This window comes from Priestia sp. USM5 (genome assembly GCF_058323215.1).
Genome location: NZ_JBSGKN010000001.1, coordinates 1996922 through 2017610 on the forward strand (window position 1 = coordinate 1996922; position 20689 = coordinate 2017610).

Below are 20689 nucleotides of genomic sequence, written 5' to 3' on the forward strand. Positions count from 1 at the left end.
AAGAGGGAAACGAAATGGCTATTAATCTTTCAAAAGGACAAAAAGTAGATTTAACAAAAACGAATCCAGGATTAACAAACGTAGTAGTAGGTCTTGGGTGGGATGTAAATAAGTATGACGGTGGAAACGATTTTGATTTAGATTCATCTGTCTTTTTATTAAACGGAGCGGGAAAATGCGCTTCAGAATCTGATTTTATTTTTTACAACAATACGACGGGTGCAAACGGAGCGGTTGAACATACCGGAGATAACCGTACAGGCGTAGGTGAAGGAGACGATGAGCAGGTTCAAGTAGATTTAAAAAATGTGCCTCAATCTATTGAACGTATTGCGTTCACCATTACGATCCATGAAGGGGAAGCACGCGGTCAAAACTTTGGCCAAGTAAGCAACGCCTACGTTCGTATTTTAAATGCAACAAATGACGAAGAGTTAATTCGTTATGATTTAGGTGAAGACTTCTCGATTGAAACAGCGGTCGTGGTAGGCGAGCTGTATCGACACGGTGGAGAATGGAAGTTCAATGCCATTGGCAGCGGCTATCAAGGCGGCTTGGCGGCACTTGTAAACGACTTTGGTTTAAACGCCTAATCATTAAAGTAAGAAAATGTACGGAGGATGTTTTTATGTCAATTTCTTTATCAAAAGGTCAGCGCATTGACCTAACCAAAACGAACCCAGGCTTAACAAAAGTAATAGTAGGTCTTGGGTGGGATACAAATAAATATGCTGGGTCTCAGGACTTCGATTTAGATGCATGTGCATTTTTAGCCAATAAATCAAGCCAAGTTGTAAATGACGAAGAGTTTGTTTTTTACAACAATTTAAAAAGTCCAAACGGAGCTGTGGAGCATACCGGTGACAACCGTACAGGTGCAGGAGATGGAGACGATGAGCAAATCGCCGTTGATTTTTCTCTTCTTCCTGACCACGTTGAAAAAATCGGAATTAGCGTCACGATTCACGACGCAGATGCTCGCGGACAAAACTTTGGACAAGTATCCAACGCGTTTGTTCGTCTCATTGACGCCGAAACAAATGAAGAAGTTCTTCGTTATGATTTAGGCGAAGATTTTTCAATCGAAACAGCTGTTGTGGTGTGTGAGCTATACAAGCACGGAAACGACTGGGAATTTAATGCCATTGGCAGCGGTTTTTCTGGCGGATTGGCCGATCTTTGCCGCAACTACGGATTATCCGTATAAAAAAGGCATGCGATAAATGAAAAAGAAAGGGTGCTTTAACGAGTACCCTTTCTTTTTAGCATGTATATGTCTGAAAAGAAAGGAGCTGTAAGGTGTGAGTAAATCAATTGATCCTCATATGATTAATCTTAACGAGGAGGATGGAACTTCTCTTTTTTCTAAAGATGTTTCTCTGCGAGGTGACTTTATACAAAATGAGCAGCAAACTTCCTATAAACAAGTGGCAGGAAGATATGTAGGCACCCATCTTGATGCGGACGAGTACGCAGCTTTTCTTTATGAACTTGCACATTCTTCACCATCAATTATTGTCTTGCAAGATAAGCTTGATAAGTCCATTTCTAATGATAGATTAAAAGAAGTACAAACGATCCTTAAAATTAATCAAGAAGAACGCGGCCTTTCTGTCAACCGGCTATTTGCTTTTTTAGAAGGGAAAAAGCTGATCGTGAAGTCAGAAAATCCCGCTATACATAGAAGAGTACGTGAAAAATTTATTGAAACGTTAACGTGTTTTAAAGAACAGCACGCAGAGGGCTTTATGGACGAGCATTTTCAACGCGTATTAATCGATTTAATAAAGTGGCAGTGGAATCATGTAAAACCTTGGATGGTCGATAAAGCATTTCCTGAGCACGCGCCTCGCATCATGTGGTATGGGGATGCAAATAAAAGCGAGCAGTATTTTCTCCATTATTTAATTTTACTAGGTTTTGACGTCCTTACCTTTCATCCAGAAGGAAAGGATCATTTAAAAGAAGTAGATAAGAATCAGCACTTAACAACGGTTTATACGTTTCCTTCTACTAGCTCTCTTGTACCTTTTCCAACGGATAAACCGGTTCGAAAAGGTACGGTAGCATTTCGAGCTTCTCAAGAAATTGAGCAAGTGCTTCATTCAGAGGAGTCCATGCTGTATAAACCTTGGCAATTTCGTTCGTATTTTCCAACTTCAGTTACTCTTAAAACGACGTATGATGAAATCTTTTTATTAATGAGAGAACGGGCGTTTATTCGTCCTAATTTTCAAGTGTCCAAGCCATATGTACACGTGCCGGTCTTGTTTTCAAAAGTACTTGGTATCTCTAAAAACCGAAAAGAGTACTGGAGTAAAGTGCATGAGCTCATGCAAACGGAAGATGAGTTAGCTCTGACGATTGATTCTGTTCCTTTTGCTAAAAAAATAGAAGGAAATAATCACTTTCACTATCAAGGAGCTCTCGGAAGTGATGGCACGCTCAGTCCTGATAGAATGATTGAAAGCAACTGGTGGCGCTATAAAGAGCTGCCTATCGGACTTCAGAAAGGGCTCGCTGCAGCTATTTCTAGGTATTGTGCACATTCAAAGCTCCTTCGCTTGGATCATGAAGATGCGTATCAGCATCAAATGTATTTGTTTAATCAGTCTTTGAAGCTTCCAAACAACGTGCTTCGCATGCTTCAAAAGTTTGATTATACGCAGCATGTACCCCGTCTCATTATTTATCATGGAAATGAACGAGAAGCGTTTACGCGTGAAGATGCAGCTTTACTGCTTCTATTAAATGAATTCGGCGTTGATATTGTTCTCTTTAATCCAACCGGTCAACTGGATATAGAAGCGTTCGTCGAAGAAAAGTATTTCGATATGCACTGGCTAGAAGATATTAGCTTTAATGAAGAATTCAAAGAACCATCGCTCATTCAAAAATGGTTAAAACGAATCTTTTAAAGAAAGAAGGGTTTTTAAATGGCAACAAATGAATTACAGCCTTTAGATGTAAACGAAGCCGAAGAAGTTTTAGAAACAAAGCCTACCGAAGTAAAAGCAAAACTGCGAGAAGAGCCGGAAGTACGTCGCTTGGCAGAACAAATTGATTATAAAAATCAGCTGGCTCTGCTTGAATACGGGAAAGAAACAGCTAATGAAATTTCCTCGTTTTCCGGAAAAGTGCTTAGTACAATTAAATCGTCTAGCATGGAAGAGTCCAGTCAATTATTAAAGCAGCTTGGAAAAATTATGGATAAATTTGATGCAAAGGATTTTGTTGAAGATAAAGGGTTTTTCTCTAAGCTTTTTAAACGCGGTCAAAAAATAGTGGATAAGCTGTTTCAAAAATATGAAACAATGGGCTCTGAAATTGATAAAGTATATGTAGAGATTACAAAATATGAAACGGAAATGAAGCATTCGACCACAACGCTTGAACAGCTTTACGAGCAAAACTATCAGTATTATATGGAGCTTGAAAAATACATTGTAGCGGGCGAAGTGAAAGTAGAAGAGTTGAAACAAGAGCTAAAGGTGCTTGAAGAAAGAGCGTCGAGTGGAAATCAGCTGGCGGCAATGGAGCTTCAAACTTTAAAAAACGCAGTTGAGCTAATGGAGCAGCGATTATATGACTTAGAAATGGCAAAACAAGTATCTTATCAATCTGCTCCTCAAATCCGTATGCTGCAGCGAGGAAATACAAAGCTGATCGGCAAAATCAATTCGGCGTTTATTACAACGATTCCTATTTTTAAAAATGGACTCATTAACGCAATCGCAGCAAAGCGTCAAAATTTAGTAGCGGAGTCTATGAACGAATTAGACAAACGCACAAATGAACTGCTCATTCGAAATGCAGAAAATATTTCACAGCAAAGTGTTAAAATCGCCAAAATGTCCGGTGCCCCTAGCGTAAAAGTAGAAACGATGGAACAAACGTGGAATATTATTATGAAAGGAATGCAGGAAACAAAAGCAATTGAAGAAGAAAATAAACGCCTTCGTGAAGAAGGACTTGTTCGCTTGGAGCAATTTCAAAAAAACTTCAAGGCGCTTGAACATAAGATGTAACGAAAAAGCGGGAATCGTAAAGATTCCCGCTTTTTTTTGCACATACGTTTGTTTGCTAGAAGTCTAAATCATAAGCGATTAGTCAAAAGCGTGAAAGGGTATCAGATATAAAAGAAGTATTATCCAAAATAAGATGGTTATTTCCAGAAGACGTTTGTGTACTTTTATAATTTAAGTTAAAAAAGCAAAAAACTTAATTTTTTTAAGTTTTTTTCTGGTTTTTAACTTTTCTTTGCGCTACAATTAGCTCATATCAAAGTAAAAAAGGAGGGTATTCGGGTGTATCAAGAGCAGCGCATGAGTGCGATTATTGAATACCTTCACACACACCGCACGATTACATTAGACGAAATTTGCGATATGTTCACCGTTTCAAAAGATACGGCGAGACGCGATTTAGTCAAGCTTGAAGAACACGGTGAGGTTATGAGAGTCAAAGGCGGAGCGACGCTATCGTCAAGTCATATCATCGATTACAGTGAGCGAACGCCTACCAAAGCGAAAGAACAAATTGCTAAAGAAGCAGCTGCGTTAATGTCGGAGGGGTATGACGTGCTTTTAGATACGTCTTCTACCATCGCACTGATGGCAAAGTATATGGATGTAAAGCATGTAAACGTTATTACAAATTCCATTGATAATGTGGATTTGCTCGATCAATATACCCCGTGTGATACGTTTTTGCTGCCGGGCAAGTTTAACGGGAAAAACCGTAACGTCACCGGGCCAAGAACGATTTCTACGTTGCAGGAATACAAAGTAGATCAGCTGTTTTTAGGTACGTGCGGCGTTGGTGCAGATGCTATTACGTCTCCAAGTGAAGAAGAAGCGTTTTTAAAAAGACAGATGATTCAATGTGCAAGACAAGTGATTATGCTTGCGGATCATACGAAGTTTGAACGTGAATTTTTACATCGAGTATGTGATATGAGCGACATTGATATCTTAATTACAAATAAAGACCCAGAAGCGGATGTAAAAGAAAAAATAGAACAAAATCAAGTGCGGCTTATCATCACAGATTTTGATAAAGGAGAGGAAAAACGATGAAAAAAATAAAAGTAGGATTAGTAGGATACGGATTTTCAGCAACGGTCTTTCACACGCCGCTTTTAAGCGTGTTAGACGAATTTCATATTTCAAAAGTAATGAGTTCAAATCCTGAAAAGGTGACGAGTGACTTAGAAGACGTTGAAGTAGTGAGTACTTTATCTGAACTTCTAGAAGATGACAGCATTGATTTAGTTATTATTACAACGCCTAGCGGCATGCACTATGAAATGGTGAAAGACGCACTACGCGCAGGTAAGCACGTAATTGTTGAAAAGCCGATGGTGGTATCCGAAAAAGAAGCAAATGAATTAATTCAATTAGCAAAAGAACAAGGTGTTCAACTAAGCGTCTATCATAACCGCAGATGGGACAATGATTATTTGACAGTGAAACAGCTGATTGAAGAAGGGAAATTAGGCGACGTTAAAATGTATGAAGCTCATTTTGATCGCTATCGTCCAGCTGTTCGAGACCGCTGGAGAGAAAATGAAGGACCTGGGTCAGGAGCGCTTTACGATTTAGGATCTCATTTAATTGACCAAGCTTTACATCTTTTTGGAATGCCTGACTTTGTTCAAGCTGATGTGTTTGGGCAGCGAGATCATGCACGCACGGATGATTACTTCCACTTAGTGCTTGGATACGGTTCTCTTCGTGTTATTTTACATTCAAGCGCCATTGTGCCAAGCAACGGGCCTCGCTTTCAAGTTCATGGAACAAAAGCAAGCTATATCAAATACGGAATTGACGGCCAAGAAGATATGCTAAGAGCTGGCAAGAAGCCTGTGGATGATACGTGGGGAGCGGATCGTCCTGAACACTACGGTAAGCTGACAACAGGGGAAGGAGAAACAACAGAAATTGAAACGCTGCACGGTTCTTACGTAATGTATTATCAAAAAATCGCCGACAGCCTGCTTCGAGGAGAAGAGCTTCCGGTTTCAGCAGAAGAAGCTCGTGACGTGGTTAAAGTTATCGAAGCGGCATTTGAAAGCAGCAAAGAAAAACGAGCGGTTTATTTTAACTAAGGAGCGAGAAACAGTGAGTAATCATTCGACAGAGACGCTGCTTGAAAAAGTAGTTCAACAGGAAAAAGAACTAATCTTTCATCAATTTACAAATGACCAGGCGTTACAGATCGGCACGGCCATTATTAATGAAGCGAAAAGCAAAGGTAAGGCAGTAACCGTAAGTATTAAACGAAATGGTCAAACTCTCTTTCAACATGCGATGGAAGGGGCTATTCCCGATCATGAAGAATGGATAAAACGAAAATCAAACACCGTTCTTCGTCACCATCACAGCTCGTATTATATGAAGCTGTACTGCGAGTTAAAAGATCGTTCTTACGCGCAGTTTTACGCAGCGAATCCTCAGGAATTCGAAGCAGTAGGAGGGTCATTTCCAATTTCGGTTAAAAACGTCGGCGTAATTGGAACCATTACCGTATCAGGTATGTCGCAAGAAGAAGATCATGAACTTGTGGCAGATACGATTCGCAGCTTTATTTCGTAAAGAAAGAACTTAGGGTAGGAATAGTTTAAGGAAGATCCGAACGATAAATCGTTCGGATCTTTTTATTGGTTTGGTAAACGAAGGTTTCGCCTACTTAACTATGTCTCAACCTCTATTTTTGCGGAGCCATTATCTGCTGAAGTGCTTAATGGCAGAATCATTTAAAGAAAAATCTTCTTTGGTAAGCGCCGTTTGATTCTGTGTTTCGCATTCTTTAGTAGGATGCTCTTCTTTTTTAGAAACAGTAGAAACTTGTTCGTTATTTTCATACGTGTAGTTTGTTGACATTATGTTTCACCTCTTGTATCTAGTGTTTGAGGTACAGAAAATAAAATAAGAAGAAATATCAGGAATACCTTAAAGAGAAGGGTACTCTTTAAATTATTTGAACTCGTGCAAAAAATTGTCTACACTAAACACTGATACATAAATCAAGTGAGGAGAACGTGGACAGTTTATGAAGTTGATTTCCTGGAACGTAAATGGCATTCGCGCGTGTGTGCGAAAAGGTTTTTTAGATTATTTTCAAGAAGTGGACGCAGATGTATTTTGTATTCAAGAGACGAAGCTGCAGGAAGGCCAAATTGATTTGCAGCTAGAAGGGTATTATCAGTATTGGAATTACGCCGTGAAAAAAGGCTATTCTGGAACGGCTGTTTTTACAAAGCAGAAGCCTTTATCGGTTTCATACGGTGTGGATAAAGAATCGGAAGACGAAGGACGTATCATTACGCTTGAATTTGAACAATGCTATGTAGTAAATGTGTATACGCCAAATTCTAAAAGAGATTTAGCAAGGCTTGAAGAAAGGCTTCAATGGGAAGACGATTTGCTCGTGTACTTAAACAAATTGAATAGCCGTAAAGCGGTGATTTTGTGCGGAGACTTAAACGTAGCACACGCAGAAATTGACTTGCGTAATCCGAAGCCAAACCGAGGGAATTCTGGTTTTACAATAGAAGAGCGAGGAAAAATGACGACGCTTCTTGCTAGCGGATTTCTTGATACATTTCGCTATTTGTATCCGAATCAAGAAGGAGCATACACATGGTGGTCGTATATGAACAAAGTGAGAGAACGAAATATCGGATGGCGCATTGATTATTTTATCGTCTCGGAGAGAATCAAAGATGTTATTCAAGAAGCTACTATTCATCCGCATGTAATGGGAAGCGACCACTGTCCTGTGATGTTGGAATTAAATGTACCTCATCTATGATATCTTTCTATATAATAGAAGAAAAACGGAAAAAAGGTTGGTTCACGCGAACGGTTGCGGTATAGTAAACATATTAAAAAGTACAGAATGTTTCATGAGATAAAGGGGGAGACAGAGGTGAAGCGAGACTCGCTGCAAACCATTGAACACGAAATTGCGCTGCTTGTTCGTCTAACAACGACGCACAGTCCTAAGCTTGGAAGCTTGGACCGTTCTGAGTATTTACTGTTAAGCGAGCTAGATCAGCGCAGTCCGCTCGGGATTAATGCATTAGCTGAAAATTTAAAGCTGAGCTTATCTACAGCTAGCCGGCAAGTATCTGCGCTTGAGACTAAACAGTTTGTTCGTCGCTTTCCGAGTCCAGAAAATGGGCGGATTAGTTTAATTGAAATGACGGATGCAGGGAAAGATATTTTGCAGCATGTACAAAGCAAGCGTAAACAAGCCTATGCTGAAGTGTTAGAAAATTGGTCGGAAGAAGAGGTTTTGGCACTGGAAAAAAGTTTATCACGCTTGAATCTTGATTTTAAAAGATGGCGCAGTAATGGATGTTAAAGCGAATACATATAGATGAACAAAAAGGCTATTGAAAAATAGTCTTTTTAAGTTGAAACAAAGAAGTTGATTTCTTCATTAAAAGATGTATAATATGTAGTGCTGCTATAACTTGCATGATACAACTTGTACAATAAAATATGTAAGGAATTGTTAGTCATATGAAAAGAATTTAATAAAAGGAGGAATAAATATGAGTCAGAATAATCCAGCAGTAGCCTCCGACAAACAAGGTTTAAGCGTACCTAAATACTTAATTATGGCGATTTTAACGCTATTTTCAATTGGCCCTCAGTATTTTTTGAATTTATCTTACACGGTCAATCAAGTATTGATTCAAAATCGATTTGATGCGAGTACACAAAGCTTACTATTGCCATCTATTATTTCTAACTTGGCATTTGGACTTGGGGTACCAATTGGTCCGATGCTTGCGAAAAAATATGGCGTGCGTAAAGCATACTTAACGTTCGTTTTAGTCTTTTTAGCAGGTTCGATTATCAACGTTTTTTCTGAAAATGTGGCGTTTTTATCCCTTGGTCGTCTGATTCAAGGCTTAAGCTCAGGAATGCTGTTTTTAACCATTATTCCAGCTGCGCTGATTTCGTTTCCGAATAAAATCCGAAACTTCTTTTTAGTATTAGCGATCGGCGGACTGTTCGGTTCAACGGCGATTGGAGCCTTTTTAGGTGCTGTATCTCTTAGCATGGATAATTGGCGCTGGGTGTTTGTTTTAGGAATACTTGCTTCTCTTGTCTCTCTGTTTATCGGATATAAGGTATTACCTGCTCATGATCCAACTCAGCAAGAAGACCGTCCAGTGGATAAGAAAAGTATCTTTATTCTTAGCCTTATTATGATTTTATTAGTTTATCCACTGTATGAACTAAGATACGAAGGATTTGCTTCTATCCAAGTGTGGCCGTTCTTACTAGCTGCAGCAGGGTTAGTTGTCATTTTTGTCTTAGTTGATTTAGCGGCTGAAAATCCGTTAGTACCATTAAAATCGCTGCTAGCCGTAAAACCAGTTGCGGGTACAATTATGGCCATTGGCGGTCATATGGCATACATCTTAGCAATTGCAGGTATTAATGGCGTCATGCAAAATGTGCAAAATGCATCGTACACCACGCTTTCTTATTTTTATTTATACTTTTTTGTTGGGGTACTGATTTCAGCATTTGCAACGACATTCTTATATGACAAATTTGGTCCAGGTTATCTTGGAGCAATTGGATCACTTCTTATTGTCATTGTAGGATTTAGCTGGGTGAATGTATCAGCTGATACATCACTAGTAAGTTTATATGTTCACATTATGCTCTTTGGTATGGGTGTTAGTATGGCACTGGTATCCGGTGCATTAGGAGCGGCACTAGCCGGAGATTTACATCAAGCTTCGATGCGTTCCATTTCACTGCACTCCATTCGAAATTTATTAGGAGCGATTGTAGCACCTGTGATTGGGTGGTTTGTTGTTCGACAAAACGCGATTTATTATGAAGATTTCCGAGGTCAAATTAGCTCAGTAGATCCTCAGGTGAAGATGCAGCTATCTGAAATGATCAAACGCTATATGGGTATGGGAATGAGTCAAGCAGACGCAAAAACATCGGCCGTGACGGCTGTTGTAGCAGGCGCTAAAAAAGCGTCGATTTTACATGCGTATCACAACTTATTTTTCATGCTTGGTATTTTAGGCGTAATTATGCTCATTGCTTCACTAAGTAAAGCGTGGAGCGGTGAAAATAGAATTCTTGTTCAAAAAGAAGAGGTTCAAGAAGAAGCTGAGCCGCAAGAAGAAAGAAAAATGCTGCCGGCACCTCAAACAGAAGAAACCTCTGTATAATATACTAACTATAGAAAGAAGGAATTCCGATGAGTAAAAGTCGTTTATTGGTTACTAACATTGTTGGAATCATTGTGATTTTATTACTAGTAGGCTTTGGTGGATATTATTTCTACGAAAAAGCAAATTACGTTAAAACAGATGAAGCGCAGGTAGAAGCACCGCTTTCACAAGTCATCGCTTCAGCTAACGGTCAGTTAAGCGAATGGAATGTAAAAGAAGGAGATAGCGTTTCTCAAGGTGATTCTGTTGGAAGCTTAAAAGAAGGCGAAAAATCAACAGACGTAACGTCTATGATTGACGGAACAATTATTAAAAACAACGCATCTCAAAATCAATTAGTAAAAGCTGGCGATGTGTTAGCACAAACAGCTGATTTATCTAAAATCTATATCAATGCAAACATTAAAGAAACAGACCTAGGTGACTTAGAAGAAGGAGACAGCGTCGACATTACAGTGGACGGAGATTCAGGTAAAGTCTTTAAAGGCCATGTTGAAGCAATCGGTCGCGCAACAAACTCAGTGTCTTCTATGCTTCCTGCTCAAAATACAGGAAACTACACAAAAGTAACGCAAAAAGTACCGGTGAAAATTTCAATTGATGACGCATCAGATAAAGTTCTTCCAGGTATGAACGCAGAAGTGAAAATTTCAATTTAATAACGGAAAAAAAGCTGCTTCCTCTAAGGAAGCGGCTTTTTTTATGCCTAAACAAATAAAATAAAAAATGTGCTAAAAAGGGGATGTATACAAAGGAAATGTGTGGTAAGATACTTCTTGTTTGAAATTGGATATCGGTAAAGAAGGTGATGGGATGACCGCGGTCGAAACAAAAAAAGGGCCAAAAGAAAAGCTGAATTTGTTTTTCTTAACGTGGCCGATCTTTTTAGAAGTGTTTCTTTTTATGTTAATGGGGATTGCTGATACCTTTATGCTAAGCGCGCTGTCGGATGATGCCGTATCAGGAGTCGGAGCAGCCAATCAATACCTTCACATTGCGATTTTGGTGTTAGAGGTCATTGGTAACGGAGCGGCAATTGTTGTGTCTCAGTATTTAGGATCAAAACGGTATATGGAAGCGTCAAAGATTTCTGCTTTGGCCGTTACGTTAAATTTAGGAGTCGGGCTAGTCATTAGCGCGGGTTTTCTTTTGTTTTCAAGACATATGATGGAAGCGATGAACTTACAAGGTGATGTGCTGATGTATGCACAAAGCTATTTATCCATCGTTGGAGGAGCTATTTTTCTTCAAGCGATTATTAACTCTCTTGCAGCGATTATTCGCGTACATGGCTTTACGAAGCAGGCGATGTTTGTTTCACTTGGAATGAACATTTTTCATATTGCAGGAAACTATGCTTTAATCTTCGGGAAGTTCGGCTTTCCGGAAATGGGCGTGCAAGGAGCAGCGATTTCATCTGCGTTCAGCCGATTTGTTGCCCTTATTGTGTTCTTTTGGCTGCTGTATCAAGTGATGGAATATAGAGTGAAATTTCAATACTACATTACGCTTTCAAAAGAATATATCGGTAAAATTTTAAAAATCGGTATTCCCTCGGCTTTTGAACAAGTGATGTATCAAGGCTGTCAAATTGTCTTTTTATACTATGCAACCTACCTAGGAGCAGAATCACTTGCTGCGAGACAGTACGCGATGAATATTTCAATGTTCATTTACTTATTTGCCATTGCAATTGGAATGGGTACAGCGATTATTGTCGGCCGTTTAGTAGGCGGAAACGAAAAAGATGAAGCGTACCATCGCGTATGGAAAAGCGTCAAATGGGCCAGTGCCGTAACGATGATGATGGTTGTTCTTGTGATGATATTCAGAACACAGCTGATCAGCATGTTTACAGACAATCCGCATATCATTGAGCTTGGGGCGACGGTGCTGCTTCTGAGCATTGTGCTTGAAACGGGAAGAACGATGAACATTGTGCTGATTAACTCGCTGCGGGCAGCGGGAGATGCCAAATATCCGGTGTTAATTGGTGCGATGTCGATGGTCATGATGAGCTTGCCGCTCGGTTATTTCTTCGTTTTCCATTTAGACATGGGGCTCGCTGGCATTTGGCTTGCCATCGCAGCCGATGAATGGACGCGCGCAGTTATTATGTTTTTTCGCTGGAAAAGCCGAGCATGGGAAAACTACGGACTTATACAGCACGAACAAACAGCTGAAGAACCAACGCCGGTTCAAGTATAAAACAAAACCTCTGCAGAATGTGCAGAGGTTTTTTGCTGTGTAAAAAAACGAAGTAAAGCTGGTCTTTTTACGCAAAAAGCTTTAATTTGTGGGAAAAAACGGGTATGGGTACAAAGAAATGGTTTTATTCTACTTATTCTTTGTTTTAGATAACGGTATATGGTTGGATAACGTATTTAGACATGAGTCTTTTTTCTCTTATTTTTCATTTTTATCTCAATTCATGAAACTAGAAGCATAAAAAAGAGAGTTTTTTCCTATTTAGCTATAATGAGACAAATTTTATACTTATAATTATTGGATTAAACTCGAAATGTGCGGAACAGGAGGAACGATATGGGGTTAGGAAGCGTATTAGACGGACTGCTGGGTGAAGTATCTGGAAGAGTCTCAGATGTAGAAGGGAAAATTTCTAAGCTAAGAACGGCTAAAAGTAAAATTGAGCATGAACAAGCTGTTTCATTAAAAGAAATTGAACACATCAAAAAGCCTGAGCTGGGAGACAAATGGACGGGTACGTTATCGGATGATTTTGACGAAAAACGTACGGCAGCCTACGACAACATAAAAGGCATTTTAGACGGTGATTACGATGGATACATTCGTGAAATTGAAACAAAGATATGGGCGCTAGAAGCTGAAAAAGGAGCTTTGAGTGGCTTGAACGCCGTTATTGGAGAAGCGGATTCTTTATTAGCTAAAGGTGAAGAAGCCTATGACGCAGTAGAAAACAAGATTAGTGAAATTAGAAGGGGGCTGTTTTCATGACAATTAAGCTTGATCACGCTGACGTTATCAAAAAGCTTGAAGCAGTCAGCACAGCGATTGGAAATTTATCCATTAGCAAAATGCCTGACCTTGGAAAAAACAGCCTTGATACTACAGAGAAATGGGAAGCGCGCGAAGAAGAAATTCAAACGCTTATTTCTACTTATATAAAAGCACTAAACAAAAACGTAAAAGATACAAAATCTAATGTAGACTTACTAAAAGAACAAGACGAATCTATTATCCATTCGTAGCAGCAAAGGGGGATGACTGTGGGAAAGGTATACGATGCAAAAGCGCTGTTTGATGTAGCAAAAGACAGGGAAAAAGCCTACGATGAGTTACTAAGCCAGCTGGGTGAACTGAAAAAAGCGCTGCAGGGCGTAGCGGACTTAGATGGCAGCTTAGAAGGAAAAGGCGCTGACAATATAAAATCTTTTTATAAGCAGCACGCCGATACGGCCGGACAGTGGGAAAACTTAATTAAAATGCAGCAAAGCTATTTTTCAACGCTTCACGTTAAAGCTGAAAAAGCAAAGCTATCAGGAAGCACGATTGTAACTGAATCATTTTTAGAAACAGAGCTAAAAAACGCCAATAGCAATGCTAAAGAAATGGTTGCGCAGCAGCACGACGATCTGCAGAGTATTTTAAACGGTATTGACGATATCGTCTCTATTTCAGCGTTTTCAACGAGTGAGTTTAACGATAAAATAGAAGAAGCAGAGAAAAAACGCACCGATACAATTGAGGCAGTGAACCAGTTAGACGCTGAATGGTCAAAAGAATACAGCGAAATGGACGACTTCTATGCGGTAGTGGATACGCTAGTAAGCGGCTTAGAGCTTGCTACGAGTCAAGGAGGAAGTGTCTATCAGCTTGCCTTTGACGAAAAAGCCTATCACGACAGCGAGCTGTATAAAGTTCAAACAAAGCTAAACGACTATGCCACTTCATACGTTGACTATAACAAGCAGCAAGAAGAAGTATACGAGCTGGAAAAAAAGCAAGAAGAAGAAGCAAACAAACCGTGGTATGAAAAAACGTGGGACGCGGTTTCTACCTTTACAGGAGAGGTCAGCGGATATTATGATTATAAACGAGCAGCAGAAGGCGTGGACCCTGTTACGGGTGAAAAACTTTCCACCTCACAGCGCGTCGCAGCGGGAGCCATGGCAGCAGCCGGCTTCATTCCGGTTGTCGGCTGGGTAGGAAGAGCCGCAAAAGGCGGAAAAGCCATCTACAAAACAGCTAAAGGCCTAAGCGCAGCGGATCACGCCTTAGACGCCTACAAATCTGCCAAATCCTTCAAAGTCCTAGAGCAAACCGAAAAAGGCCTCTACGGTCTTGTGGCCGCAAACGGGCTAGGAGAATATATGACCGGACGCGACATGTTCGGGAATAAAATCAGTGAAGAGCAGCGTAAAGCAAGCCTTCTGCAAGCATTAGGAATTGCTGGAGCTGGAGCGCTTTCTACGAAGGTAGCGGGAAAAATGGGACAAAGCCTTGCGACCAAAGGAACCGAAAAGCTCAACAACATGCGCAACACGCTTCGCACAAGCGCCGTTGCCAACGTCACAAAGCAAGCCTACCAAAGCGTCAAAAACGCACCGGCCTCTTGGACTCAGTCGCTACATAAAACGTATAACAACATCCTAGACAGCAGCATGCCAAGACTCATGCCAGAACTTGTGCCGGCTGGTCCAGCACTTGCCCAGCAGACGGTGAGGGAGACCTTGCAGAATGTGAAGCAGCAGACGATGCAGATGGCGCAAGCTCTCTATAACCCAACTGCCAAGCGATACCAAGATTCAGAAACCGGACGATTTGTGGCTAACCCGAATGTGGAGAGAGTGGAGAAACCGGTTGTTAAAGAAGTTGAGAAGGTTCAAGAAGTTACTAAAGGTACGGGTAATGTAAACTTAAAAAACATTGATGAGTTTATTGATGGTGCCAAAACTTTTGATGATGTTGTCAATGATTTTGCTCGACTATACAGTGGAAAAATTCAAACAAACAAAACTTGGTCATGGAATAAGTCATTTCATGGTGGAGAGTATTTAACTGCCCGCCAACGAAAATTGATAAAGGAAAAAGCAATTGCAGATGGCCTGATTCCCAATGTAAATGTTATTAAAGCAGATGGAATGAGATATGGTTTTGCAGATTTCAAGGGTGCTGGACTCGTGGTAGAGGCTAAAGATTTACCAGAAAGTCTCTGGTTAAAGTCTGACGAGGCACAATTTGAATGGCTAGATAACGTAATTGGTGGAAGACCAGAAGGTATGACATGGCACCATACTGAAGTACCAGGTAAGATGGAACTAGTACCTTTTGGAATACACAATATAACTATTCATAATGGTGGCAGATCTACTGGAATGTGGGCAGATGCTCCGAGATAGGATTTAAAGAAAGGAGAAGAAATATGAAAATAAAACAGGACACTATAGTAAGGCCATTGCCTTCAGAGGAATTAATAAAAAATCACGAAAAATTTTGGAGACTTTCATTACCAGAGTCTTTCTTAGAATTTATAAAAGAAAATAATGGTGTAGAGGTTGAGGAAGCAACATTTGAGTGTAACAACCGTGGTTATGCTTTAGAAAGGTTTTTGTGTATAGTAGATGATATTGAGAATCACCCAAAAGGAATTTATGACATAGATGTTGTATTTTCACAAATAGGTGAAAGGTTAACTGATAACGAAGACTTATTGGGGGCAGAGGTATTGCCAATAGCTAGTGTATTTGCGGGTGACTTTGTATGCTTAGATTTTAGAACAGATAAAAATAATCCATCTGTTTGTATATGGTCTCATGAAGAATCCGGTGAGTTTGAGCCTGTTACATATAATGTGGCAGATAACTTTACTGAATTTTTAAAGACACTTGAATAGAAACAAAGAGAGTACAAGTTGAAAATATATGAAGGTAAATTTGATATTCATAATGGATAAATTTTATAGTATGGAAGAAAGCACCTGATTGCCTTTTGAGCAACAGGTGCTTTTATTAAAGTTTTAGATCTTGGTCAACATAGAAGATGCATTAATGAAATTCATAACTCATGATGGTTTCACCATCAAGGCATTCTGTTTTAATACTTGGTTTGTGAAAATAATATAATAATTAGGCGATAAACAATGGATAAAGTAAAAGGGTGTTCGAACTCTGCTTTGGCTTAATAAATTATGAATTGTATTTTTACTAGATACGGCCGTATAATACTCGCTATTCGTTAAAAAAGCGTTACATAAATTTTAATTTCGTAATGGGAGGCTGAAAAATTAAACGTTGTTGAGTATACAGAATTCTCAACTCAAGGACAGGTAAGTTGAAATATCAAAAAGACGAAATCAAAGTATACTGTAAGGAACAAGGCTTGAACTTGATACATATTGTTAGAGATTGAAGGGATAGAAGAGATGGCTAAAGATATGACGCCTGAACAACTCAAAAACACGTATTTAAATGTAAAGCTTATACACTAGGGAGGAGTAGGAATTGAATATATACAATGATTTTCGGCAAAGTGGAACAGTAGAAGAAGAAACAATCAATAAATATAAAGAGCATCTTCCAAAAGAATTGATTGAAGCGTGGAAAACATATGGATATGGAACCCTTCTGAATGGTTATTTAAAAGTAATTAACCCTGATGATTTTAGGGAGTTGATAACTGACACATATTTAAGAAATGAAGGGACTATTCCAATTTTTGCTACATCCATGGGTGATATTATACTATTTGAGATGGATGAAAATAATGAGTCCTATGTAGTGATGGTTAACTATCGCAAGGCTAAAACGAAAGTGCTAGCTTCAAAATATTCTTTATTTATTAGATTTTTAGAGGAAGAACCATTTAGACAGAGATCATTAGAATGGTCACCTTATATAAAAGCAGTAGACCACTATGAGTTGCCAGCTTATGATGAGTGTTTTGGTTATACTCCATTATTAGGGCTTGGTGGAGCAGAAAAAGTAGAGAATCTAAAAAAAGTCAAATTGAAGGAACATATTCTCATTATTACTGAATTTATGGGACCAGTTCAGTAATGTTCAAAGCTATATTACAAAATGAACTATAAGCACTTGACTGCCTTTTAGGCAACAAGTGTTTTTTTGTGAGCCATTTTTAAATTTCTTAGATACCTGATGTGAATGTCAAAAAATATCAGAAAGTTAAAGAGAAGTGAGGTTGAATTTTGAAAAAATATTTCAAAAAAACAGGTGTTGATGTTAAAAACATTTATACTGAGAGTAATATGCAAACAAAGAAATTTATAGTTGAAAACATTATTGATGGTAAGCATGGCCTTACAGCATTTTATTAGTGTTAAAGAAGTAAAAGTAGTATGAAAGAATTTGAAGATTTATTCAGTGAATTGCAGACTGATATGATATCTAGTATGGAAGGAGGATATAAATGAAACCTAATTATTTTTCAATTTCAATGTACCCCACAGTAGCTTTTAACGAAGAGGAGCTATTAGGTCGTCTTTTGGATGTGTTTGAGTCAAATGAAAAATTTGCTCCTACTCATTGGGGGAACGCTGAAACGGCACGGGTGGAATATAATCGTGAGGAAATTCTAGAAGAAGTAATTTCGGGACGTAAAGTATCTGAAGTTCACCTGTATCGTGATAAATCTGTGCACTATAGAGGACGCTTTGAAGTTAACTTGAACTATGGTTCATTTCTGAAATTTGAATTTCAAAAATCTATTCCTCAAAAATTTTGGTCAGATTTTTTTGTGCTATCTGATCAAATCGCAGAAGTTGCAAAACCTTGTTTTGGAGTAGCTCAAATTTGTTGGCCAGTACCTAATCCTTGGAATACTGAACGTGAACGTTTACAAAAGTGGATGAATATGTCTTCACTACCTATACCGGTCAGGTTTCTTCCTAACGGTCCCTTGGGGGTAGGAGCTAGAACATATTTTAGTGGTCATATTTTAGAAATGTTTGATAAGGAATTCCTACTAAATACTCCCGCTGTCGTATCAGAATTAGAATGGGGCGGGGTTTGTATGGATCTTTTACAAAATCCATTAGAAGCTGATAGGGATACATTGCTAGATCGGTGGTTACATGTAATGAAATACTTAGAACCAGCTCAAGTAATAGCTGTGCCAAGTTTTCATGAAAGTCGAATGGTTGTCACGTATTCGCCCAATGTTGCTTGGAAGAAGTATCTAGAAAATTAAAGGAAAGGAATTTGTAATCATGGATGAGAAAAGTAATGAGCGAATAAGGGTTATGGAAATAGTAAATAGATCTCAATATAATGATGAGGTTATAGATCAGGTAGATATGAGTGATTTAGACCTTAGTTTTTCAGACCTGTCAGAAGTAATGGCAAGGCGTATTATGGCAAAACGTGTTGTGTTGAGAGCCTCTTCCCTAATGAGAGCAGCGTTTCATGACTGCGATTTTGAGTTAGCTGATTTCAGAAGTTGTAATTTAGAGGAAATTAACATGGCAGATTGTAGGTTTGGCGAAGCGGATTTTTCTAAAGCAAATATGAAATATGCAAAGATAAATATAAGTAGTTGCTTTGAAACTCGTTTTGATGAGGCTGATTTTTCACATGGAGAATTAGTTGGAACAATTTTAAATCATGCTACATTTCGCCATGCAAATTTGTCAGGAATTGATGCGGAACAGGCCGACTGTACGGGAACGGATTTCAGCGGTGCCAATCTGACAAATAGTAAATTTGAAAAAGCGCATTTGGAAAATGTAAATTTATCAGCGGTAGATGCTAGAAATGCTAATTTCACAGAAGCAGATTTTACCGGAGCAATCCTTTTAAATGGGGATTTCACAGAAGCGGATTTTACCGGTGCTAAACTCGACAATGTAGTTTGGACAGGAGCAAATGTAGAAGGAGCTAAGTTTGACGAAAATGTGAAAGAACAAGTGTTGAAAATGATATAGAAGTTGATTTTAAATTGTATGTAAAATTGGTACCTACGTTTTAATGTATGATTTGTCACAGCATGTAAAGGGTGTCACACTCTCGCTATAAAACTTGCAAACTTAAAGCACTTAATTGTCTAAGAGAGACGATGAGTGCTTTTTGTATTTCAGTATGAAAGGTGAAATGAACATGATAATTTTATAAGTATGCTAAAGAGAACGGTAAAGCAGTATCTAAAAAGAAATCAATACCCAATTTTGTGAAAAAACAATGGGAAGAAATATGTTGTTGATTCTTATATTCTAGGTGGGGAAATTGTCTCGAGGAAATTCACTCAACTGACTGAAGTACAAGAAAAGACCGCATTAAGTTATTTAAGTGAATTTACTAAAAAATATTATTCTGGTAAATTTAACCTAAACACTTTAAAAGGTGGTCGAGTAGAGGGAGAATTAATTTTGGAAGTTCCTGTTCAAACGAAGCCAGTTCCACAAAAAATCACTAAAGATCATTGGTCGATACGAAAACAAAATGTATTGAATTAATATGACAGGTGAAAAGCCGAAAACTCATGATTTTAAATATACTGACTAGCTTAAATAGACCCAAAAAATGATGAATACTGAAAATCACCTAGGTTTCTACAATAGTCTAACAGAAGAAAATAAATATAGTTTAATAAATGAATTTAAGAGGATAAATAGGAGTGATTCTAAGTGAATAAGTTATCTTTTCTACAACAATACAGAAAAAGTATTGAGTTTGTATCTAATGAAGACTTACTAAGTATTGAGAAAGAGAAAATCCCGGAAGAATGGATGGAAGTATTTATAGAAACTGACAAGATTGAGAGGAAAGATAAAATAATTGCTTTATGGAATCGGGTATGTGAAAAAGAATTAAGTCATACGATCTCATATTTAAAAGAGAATTTAGTAGATGTTGAACTCATTATAGATAATGGACAGTACGCCATTCTATATAGCGTGAAGAGTGAAAATGACGAAATTCTTTATTATGAAGGGGGAATACCAAACAAATCAATTTACGATTTAGACATGCAACAAGCCTGGTCAAGTGTTCCGCAATCTATTGTTAAATTTTACGGAAAGTTACATAATGGCTTTTATTATATGCCAAGTCGAGCAATGGGTCTAGTACCGTTAGAGAGAGTAACTTATTTTAAAGAAGATGAATGGGGGATTCTTGATGATTTAGAGCATCCATTAGAAATCAATCTTGATACCACTTATGGATTTTTTGAGAATGGTATTGGTGGATACGTTGCGGTGGATTTGAACAATTGTACGGATAATAGAGCAACACTGTGGTTCACCAATGACCAGCCTGAATATAGTGTTGATTTCTGGGATATTGTAGATGAATGGATTTTAATAGGGTTACAAGATAATTAAAAAATAATGTGTAAATAGACTAAGTAAGTTTATATAGCATATAGCACTTGATTGTCCATAAAAGGAAGCAGGTGCTTTCTTTTATGGACAATCATAAAAAAGTTCAAAAATGAATTACGTGTATGTTTAAAAAAATGGAAAGATTATTA

Annotated in this window: 21 protein-coding genes and 1 pseudogene; 21 read left to right on the forward strand and 1 reads right to left on the reverse strand. The window is 38.5% G+C overall.

Annotated features, from left to right (window positions below; all coding sequences use genetic code 11):
* Window positions 1-14: 14 nt before the first annotated feature.
* The 7 genes from ACWATA_RS10880 to ACWATA_RS10910 all read left to right on the forward strand — a co-directional run bounded on the left by ACWATA_RS10880 (window position 15) and on the right by ACWATA_RS10910 (window position 6596).
* Window positions 15-593 carry a TerD family protein gene (locus ACWATA_RS10880; RefSeq protein ID WP_025751616.1) on the forward strand — a complete coding sequence of 193 codons (579 nt, stop codon included), beginning with the start codon at window positions 15-17 and terminating at the stop codon, window positions 591-593.
* 35 nt (window positions 594-628) lie between these two features.
* Window positions 629-1207: a TerD family protein gene (locus tag ACWATA_RS10885; protein ID WP_473049833.1), complete on the forward strand. Its 579-nt coding sequence runs from the start codon at window positions 629-631 to the stop codon at window positions 1205-1207.
* Window positions 1208-1301: 94 nt separating this feature from the next.
* Complete coding sequence (locus ACWATA_RS10890) at window positions 1302-2918, forward strand: YceG family protein (protein WP_182030097.1); 1617 nt, start codon at window positions 1302-1304, stop codon at window positions 2916-2918.
* Window positions 2919-2936: 18 nt separating this feature from the next.
* Window positions 2937-4028: a toxic anion resistance protein gene (locus ACWATA_RS10895; RefSeq protein WP_033579227.1), complete on the forward strand. Its 1092-nt coding sequence runs from the start codon at window positions 2937-2939 to the stop codon at window positions 4026-4028.
* 279 nt (window positions 4029-4307) lie between these two features.
* The gene (locus ACWATA_RS10900) at window positions 4308-5078 is read left to right on the forward strand and encodes a DeoR/GlpR family DNA-binding transcription regulator (RefSeq protein ID WP_098627202.1); all 771 of its coding nucleotides are present in this window, start codon (window positions 4308-4310) and stop codon (window positions 5076-5078) included.
* A complete protein-coding gene (locus ACWATA_RS10905) occupies window positions 5075-6109 on the forward strand; it encodes an oxidoreductase (protein WP_473049834.1) in 1035 nt (344 codons plus the stop codon). The genes ACWATA_RS10900 and ACWATA_RS10905 overlap by 4 nt, the downstream gene beginning before the upstream one ends.
* A gap of 13 nt (window positions 6110-6122) precedes the next feature.
* On the forward strand, window positions 6123-6596 hold the full coding sequence (locus ACWATA_RS10910; protein ID WP_154991224.1) for a heme-degrading domain-containing protein: 474 nt from the start codon (window positions 6123-6125) through the stop codon (window positions 6594-6596).
* 129 nt (window positions 6597-6725) lie between these two features.
* Here ACWATA_RS10910 and ACWATA_RS10915 read toward each other — a convergent pair whose 3' ends face one another.
* Window positions 6726-6884, reverse strand: a complete 159-nt coding sequence (locus ACWATA_RS10915; RefSeq protein ID WP_165635279.1) for a hypothetical protein — start codon at window positions 6882-6884, stop codon at window positions 6726-6728.
* A 169-nt stretch (window positions 6885-7053) separates the two neighbouring features.
* Between ACWATA_RS10915 and ACWATA_RS10920 the strand changes: the two genes are divergently transcribed.
* The 14 genes and pseudogenes from ACWATA_RS10920 (at window position 7054) to ACWATA_RS10985 (ending at window position 20540) form a co-directional block, all read left to right on the forward strand.
* Window positions 7054-7815, forward strand: a complete 762-nt coding sequence (locus ACWATA_RS10920) for an exodeoxyribonuclease III (protein ID WP_028413056.1) — start codon at window positions 7054-7056, stop codon at window positions 7813-7815.
* Window positions 7816-7932: 117 nt separating this feature from the next.
* Window positions 7933-8370 (forward strand): MarR family winged helix-turn-helix transcriptional regulator, encoded by a 438-nt coding sequence (locus ACWATA_RS10925; protein WP_014459764.1) that lies wholly within the window; start codon window positions 7933-7935, stop codon window positions 8368-8370.
* A 193-nt stretch (window positions 8371-8563) separates the two neighbouring features.
* On the forward strand, window positions 8564-10219 hold the full coding sequence (locus ACWATA_RS10930; RefSeq protein ID WP_028413057.1) for an MFS transporter: 1656 nt from the start codon (window positions 8564-8566) through the stop codon (window positions 10217-10219).
* A gap of 29 nt (window positions 10220-10248) precedes the next feature.
* Window positions 10249-10881, forward strand: coding sequence for an HlyD family secretion protein (locus ACWATA_RS10935; RefSeq protein ID WP_025751627.1), 633 nt, complete (start codon window positions 10249-10251; stop codon window positions 10879-10881).
* Between the two features lie 154 nt (window positions 10882-11035).
* A complete protein-coding gene (locus ACWATA_RS10940; protein WP_182030102.1) occupies window positions 11036-12430 on the forward strand; it encodes an MATE family efflux transporter in 1395 nt (464 codons plus the stop codon).
* Window positions 12431-12766: 336 nt separating this feature from the next.
* On the forward strand, window positions 12767-13198 hold the full coding sequence (locus tag ACWATA_RS10945) for a YwqH-like family protein (protein ID WP_013057382.1): 432 nt from the start codon (window positions 12767-12769) through the stop codon (window positions 13196-13198).
* Window positions 13195-13452: a YwqI/YxiC family protein gene (locus tag ACWATA_RS10950; protein ID WP_013083474.1), complete on the forward strand. Its 258-nt coding sequence runs from the start codon at window positions 13195-13197 to the stop codon at window positions 13450-13452. The genes ACWATA_RS10945 and ACWATA_RS10950 overlap by 4 nt, the downstream gene beginning before the upstream one ends.
* 18 nt (window positions 13453-13470) lie before the next feature.
* The gene (locus ACWATA_RS10955) at window positions 13471-15603 is read left to right on the forward strand and encodes a T7SS effector LXG polymorphic toxin (RefSeq protein ID WP_473049835.1); all 2133 of its coding nucleotides are present in this window, start codon (window positions 13471-13473) and stop codon (window positions 15601-15603) included.
* A 23-nt stretch (window positions 15604-15626) separates the two neighbouring features.
* Window positions 15627-16097: an SMI1/KNR4 family protein gene (locus tag ACWATA_RS10960; RefSeq protein ID WP_033579222.1), complete on the forward strand. Its 471-nt coding sequence runs from the start codon at window positions 15627-15629 to the stop codon at window positions 16095-16097.
* 519 nt (window positions 16098-16616) lie between these two features.
* Window positions 16617-16691 (forward strand): annotated as a pseudogene (locus ACWATA_RS10965) (polymorphic toxin type 15 domain-containing protein); the annotation flags it as partial.
* A 13-nt stretch (window positions 16692-16704) separates the two neighbouring features.
* Entirely contained in the window at window positions 16705-17259 is a 555-nt protein-coding gene (locus ACWATA_RS10970; protein WP_034269054.1) for a T6SS immunity protein Tdi1 domain-containing protein, read from the forward strand.
* A gap of 370 nt (window positions 17260-17629) precedes the next feature.
* Window positions 17630-18409 (forward strand): hypothetical protein, encoded by a 780-nt coding sequence (locus ACWATA_RS10975; RefSeq protein ID WP_473049836.1) that lies wholly within the window; start codon window positions 17630-17632, stop codon window positions 18407-18409.
* Between the two features lie 19 nt (window positions 18410-18428).
* On the forward strand, window positions 18429-19142 hold the full coding sequence (locus tag ACWATA_RS10980) for a pentapeptide repeat-containing protein (protein WP_165635276.1): 714 nt from the start codon (window positions 18429-18431) through the stop codon (window positions 19140-19142).
* A 699-nt stretch (window positions 19143-19841) separates the two neighbouring features.
* Window positions 19842-20540: an SMI1/KNR4 family protein gene (locus ACWATA_RS10985; protein ID WP_155010100.1), complete on the forward strand. Its 699-nt coding sequence runs from the start codon at window positions 19842-19844 to the stop codon at window positions 20538-20540.
* Window positions 20541-20689: the final 149 nt, after the last annotated feature.

Excerpts from the sequence above, each read along its gene's own strand:
- ACWATA_RS10880 (WP_025751616.1), top strand. The coding sequence starts at position 15 with ATGGCTATTAATCTTTCAAAAGGACAAAAAGTAGATTTAACAAAAACG.
- ACWATA_RS10885 (WP_473049833.1), top strand. The coding sequence starts at position 629 with ATGTCAATTTCTTTATCAAAAGGTCAGCGCATTGACCTAACCAAAACG.
- ACWATA_RS10895 (WP_033579227.1), top strand. The coding sequence starts at position 2,937 with ATGGCAACAAATGAATTACAGCCTTTAGATGTAAACGAAGCCGAAGAA.
- ACWATA_RS10905 (WP_473049834.1), top strand. The coding sequence starts at position 5,075 with ATGAAAAAAATAAAAGTAGGATTAGTAGGATACGGATTTTCAGCAACG.
- ACWATA_RS10915 (WP_165635279.1), bottom strand. The coding sequence starts at position 6,884 with ATGTCAACAAACTACACGTATGAAAATAACGAACAAGTTTCTACTGTT.
- ACWATA_RS10920 (WP_028413056.1), top strand. The coding sequence starts at position 7,054 with ATGAAGTTGATTTCCTGGAACGTAAATGGCATTCGCGCGTGTGTGCGA.
- ACWATA_RS10930 (WP_028413057.1), top strand. The coding sequence starts at position 8,564 with ATGAGTCAGAATAATCCAGCAGTAGCCTCCGACAAACAAGGTTTAAGC.
- ACWATA_RS10935 (WP_025751627.1), top strand. The coding sequence starts at position 10,249 with ATGAGTAAAAGTCGTTTATTGGTTACTAACATTGTTGGAATCATTGTG.
- ACWATA_RS10940 (WP_182030102.1), top strand. The coding sequence starts at position 11,036 with ATGACCGCGGTCGAAACAAAAAAAGGGCCAAAAGAAAAGCTGAATTTG.
- ACWATA_RS10945 (WP_013057382.1), top strand. The coding sequence starts at position 12,767 with ATGGGGTTAGGAAGCGTATTAGACGGACTGCTGGGTGAAGTATCTGGA.
- ACWATA_RS10950 (WP_013083474.1), top strand. The coding sequence starts at position 13,195 with ATGACAATTAAGCTTGATCACGCTGACGTTATCAAAAAGCTTGAAGCA.
- ACWATA_RS10960 (WP_033579222.1), top strand. The coding sequence starts at position 15,627 with ATGAAAATAAAACAGGACACTATAGTAAGGCCATTGCCTTCAGAGGAA.
- ACWATA_RS10975 (WP_473049836.1), top strand. The coding sequence starts at position 17,630 with ATGAAACCTAATTATTTTTCAATTTCAATGTACCCCACAGTAGCTTTT.
- ACWATA_RS10980 (WP_165635276.1), top strand. The coding sequence starts at position 18,429 with ATGGATGAGAAAAGTAATGAGCGAATAAGGGTTATGGAAATAGTAAAT.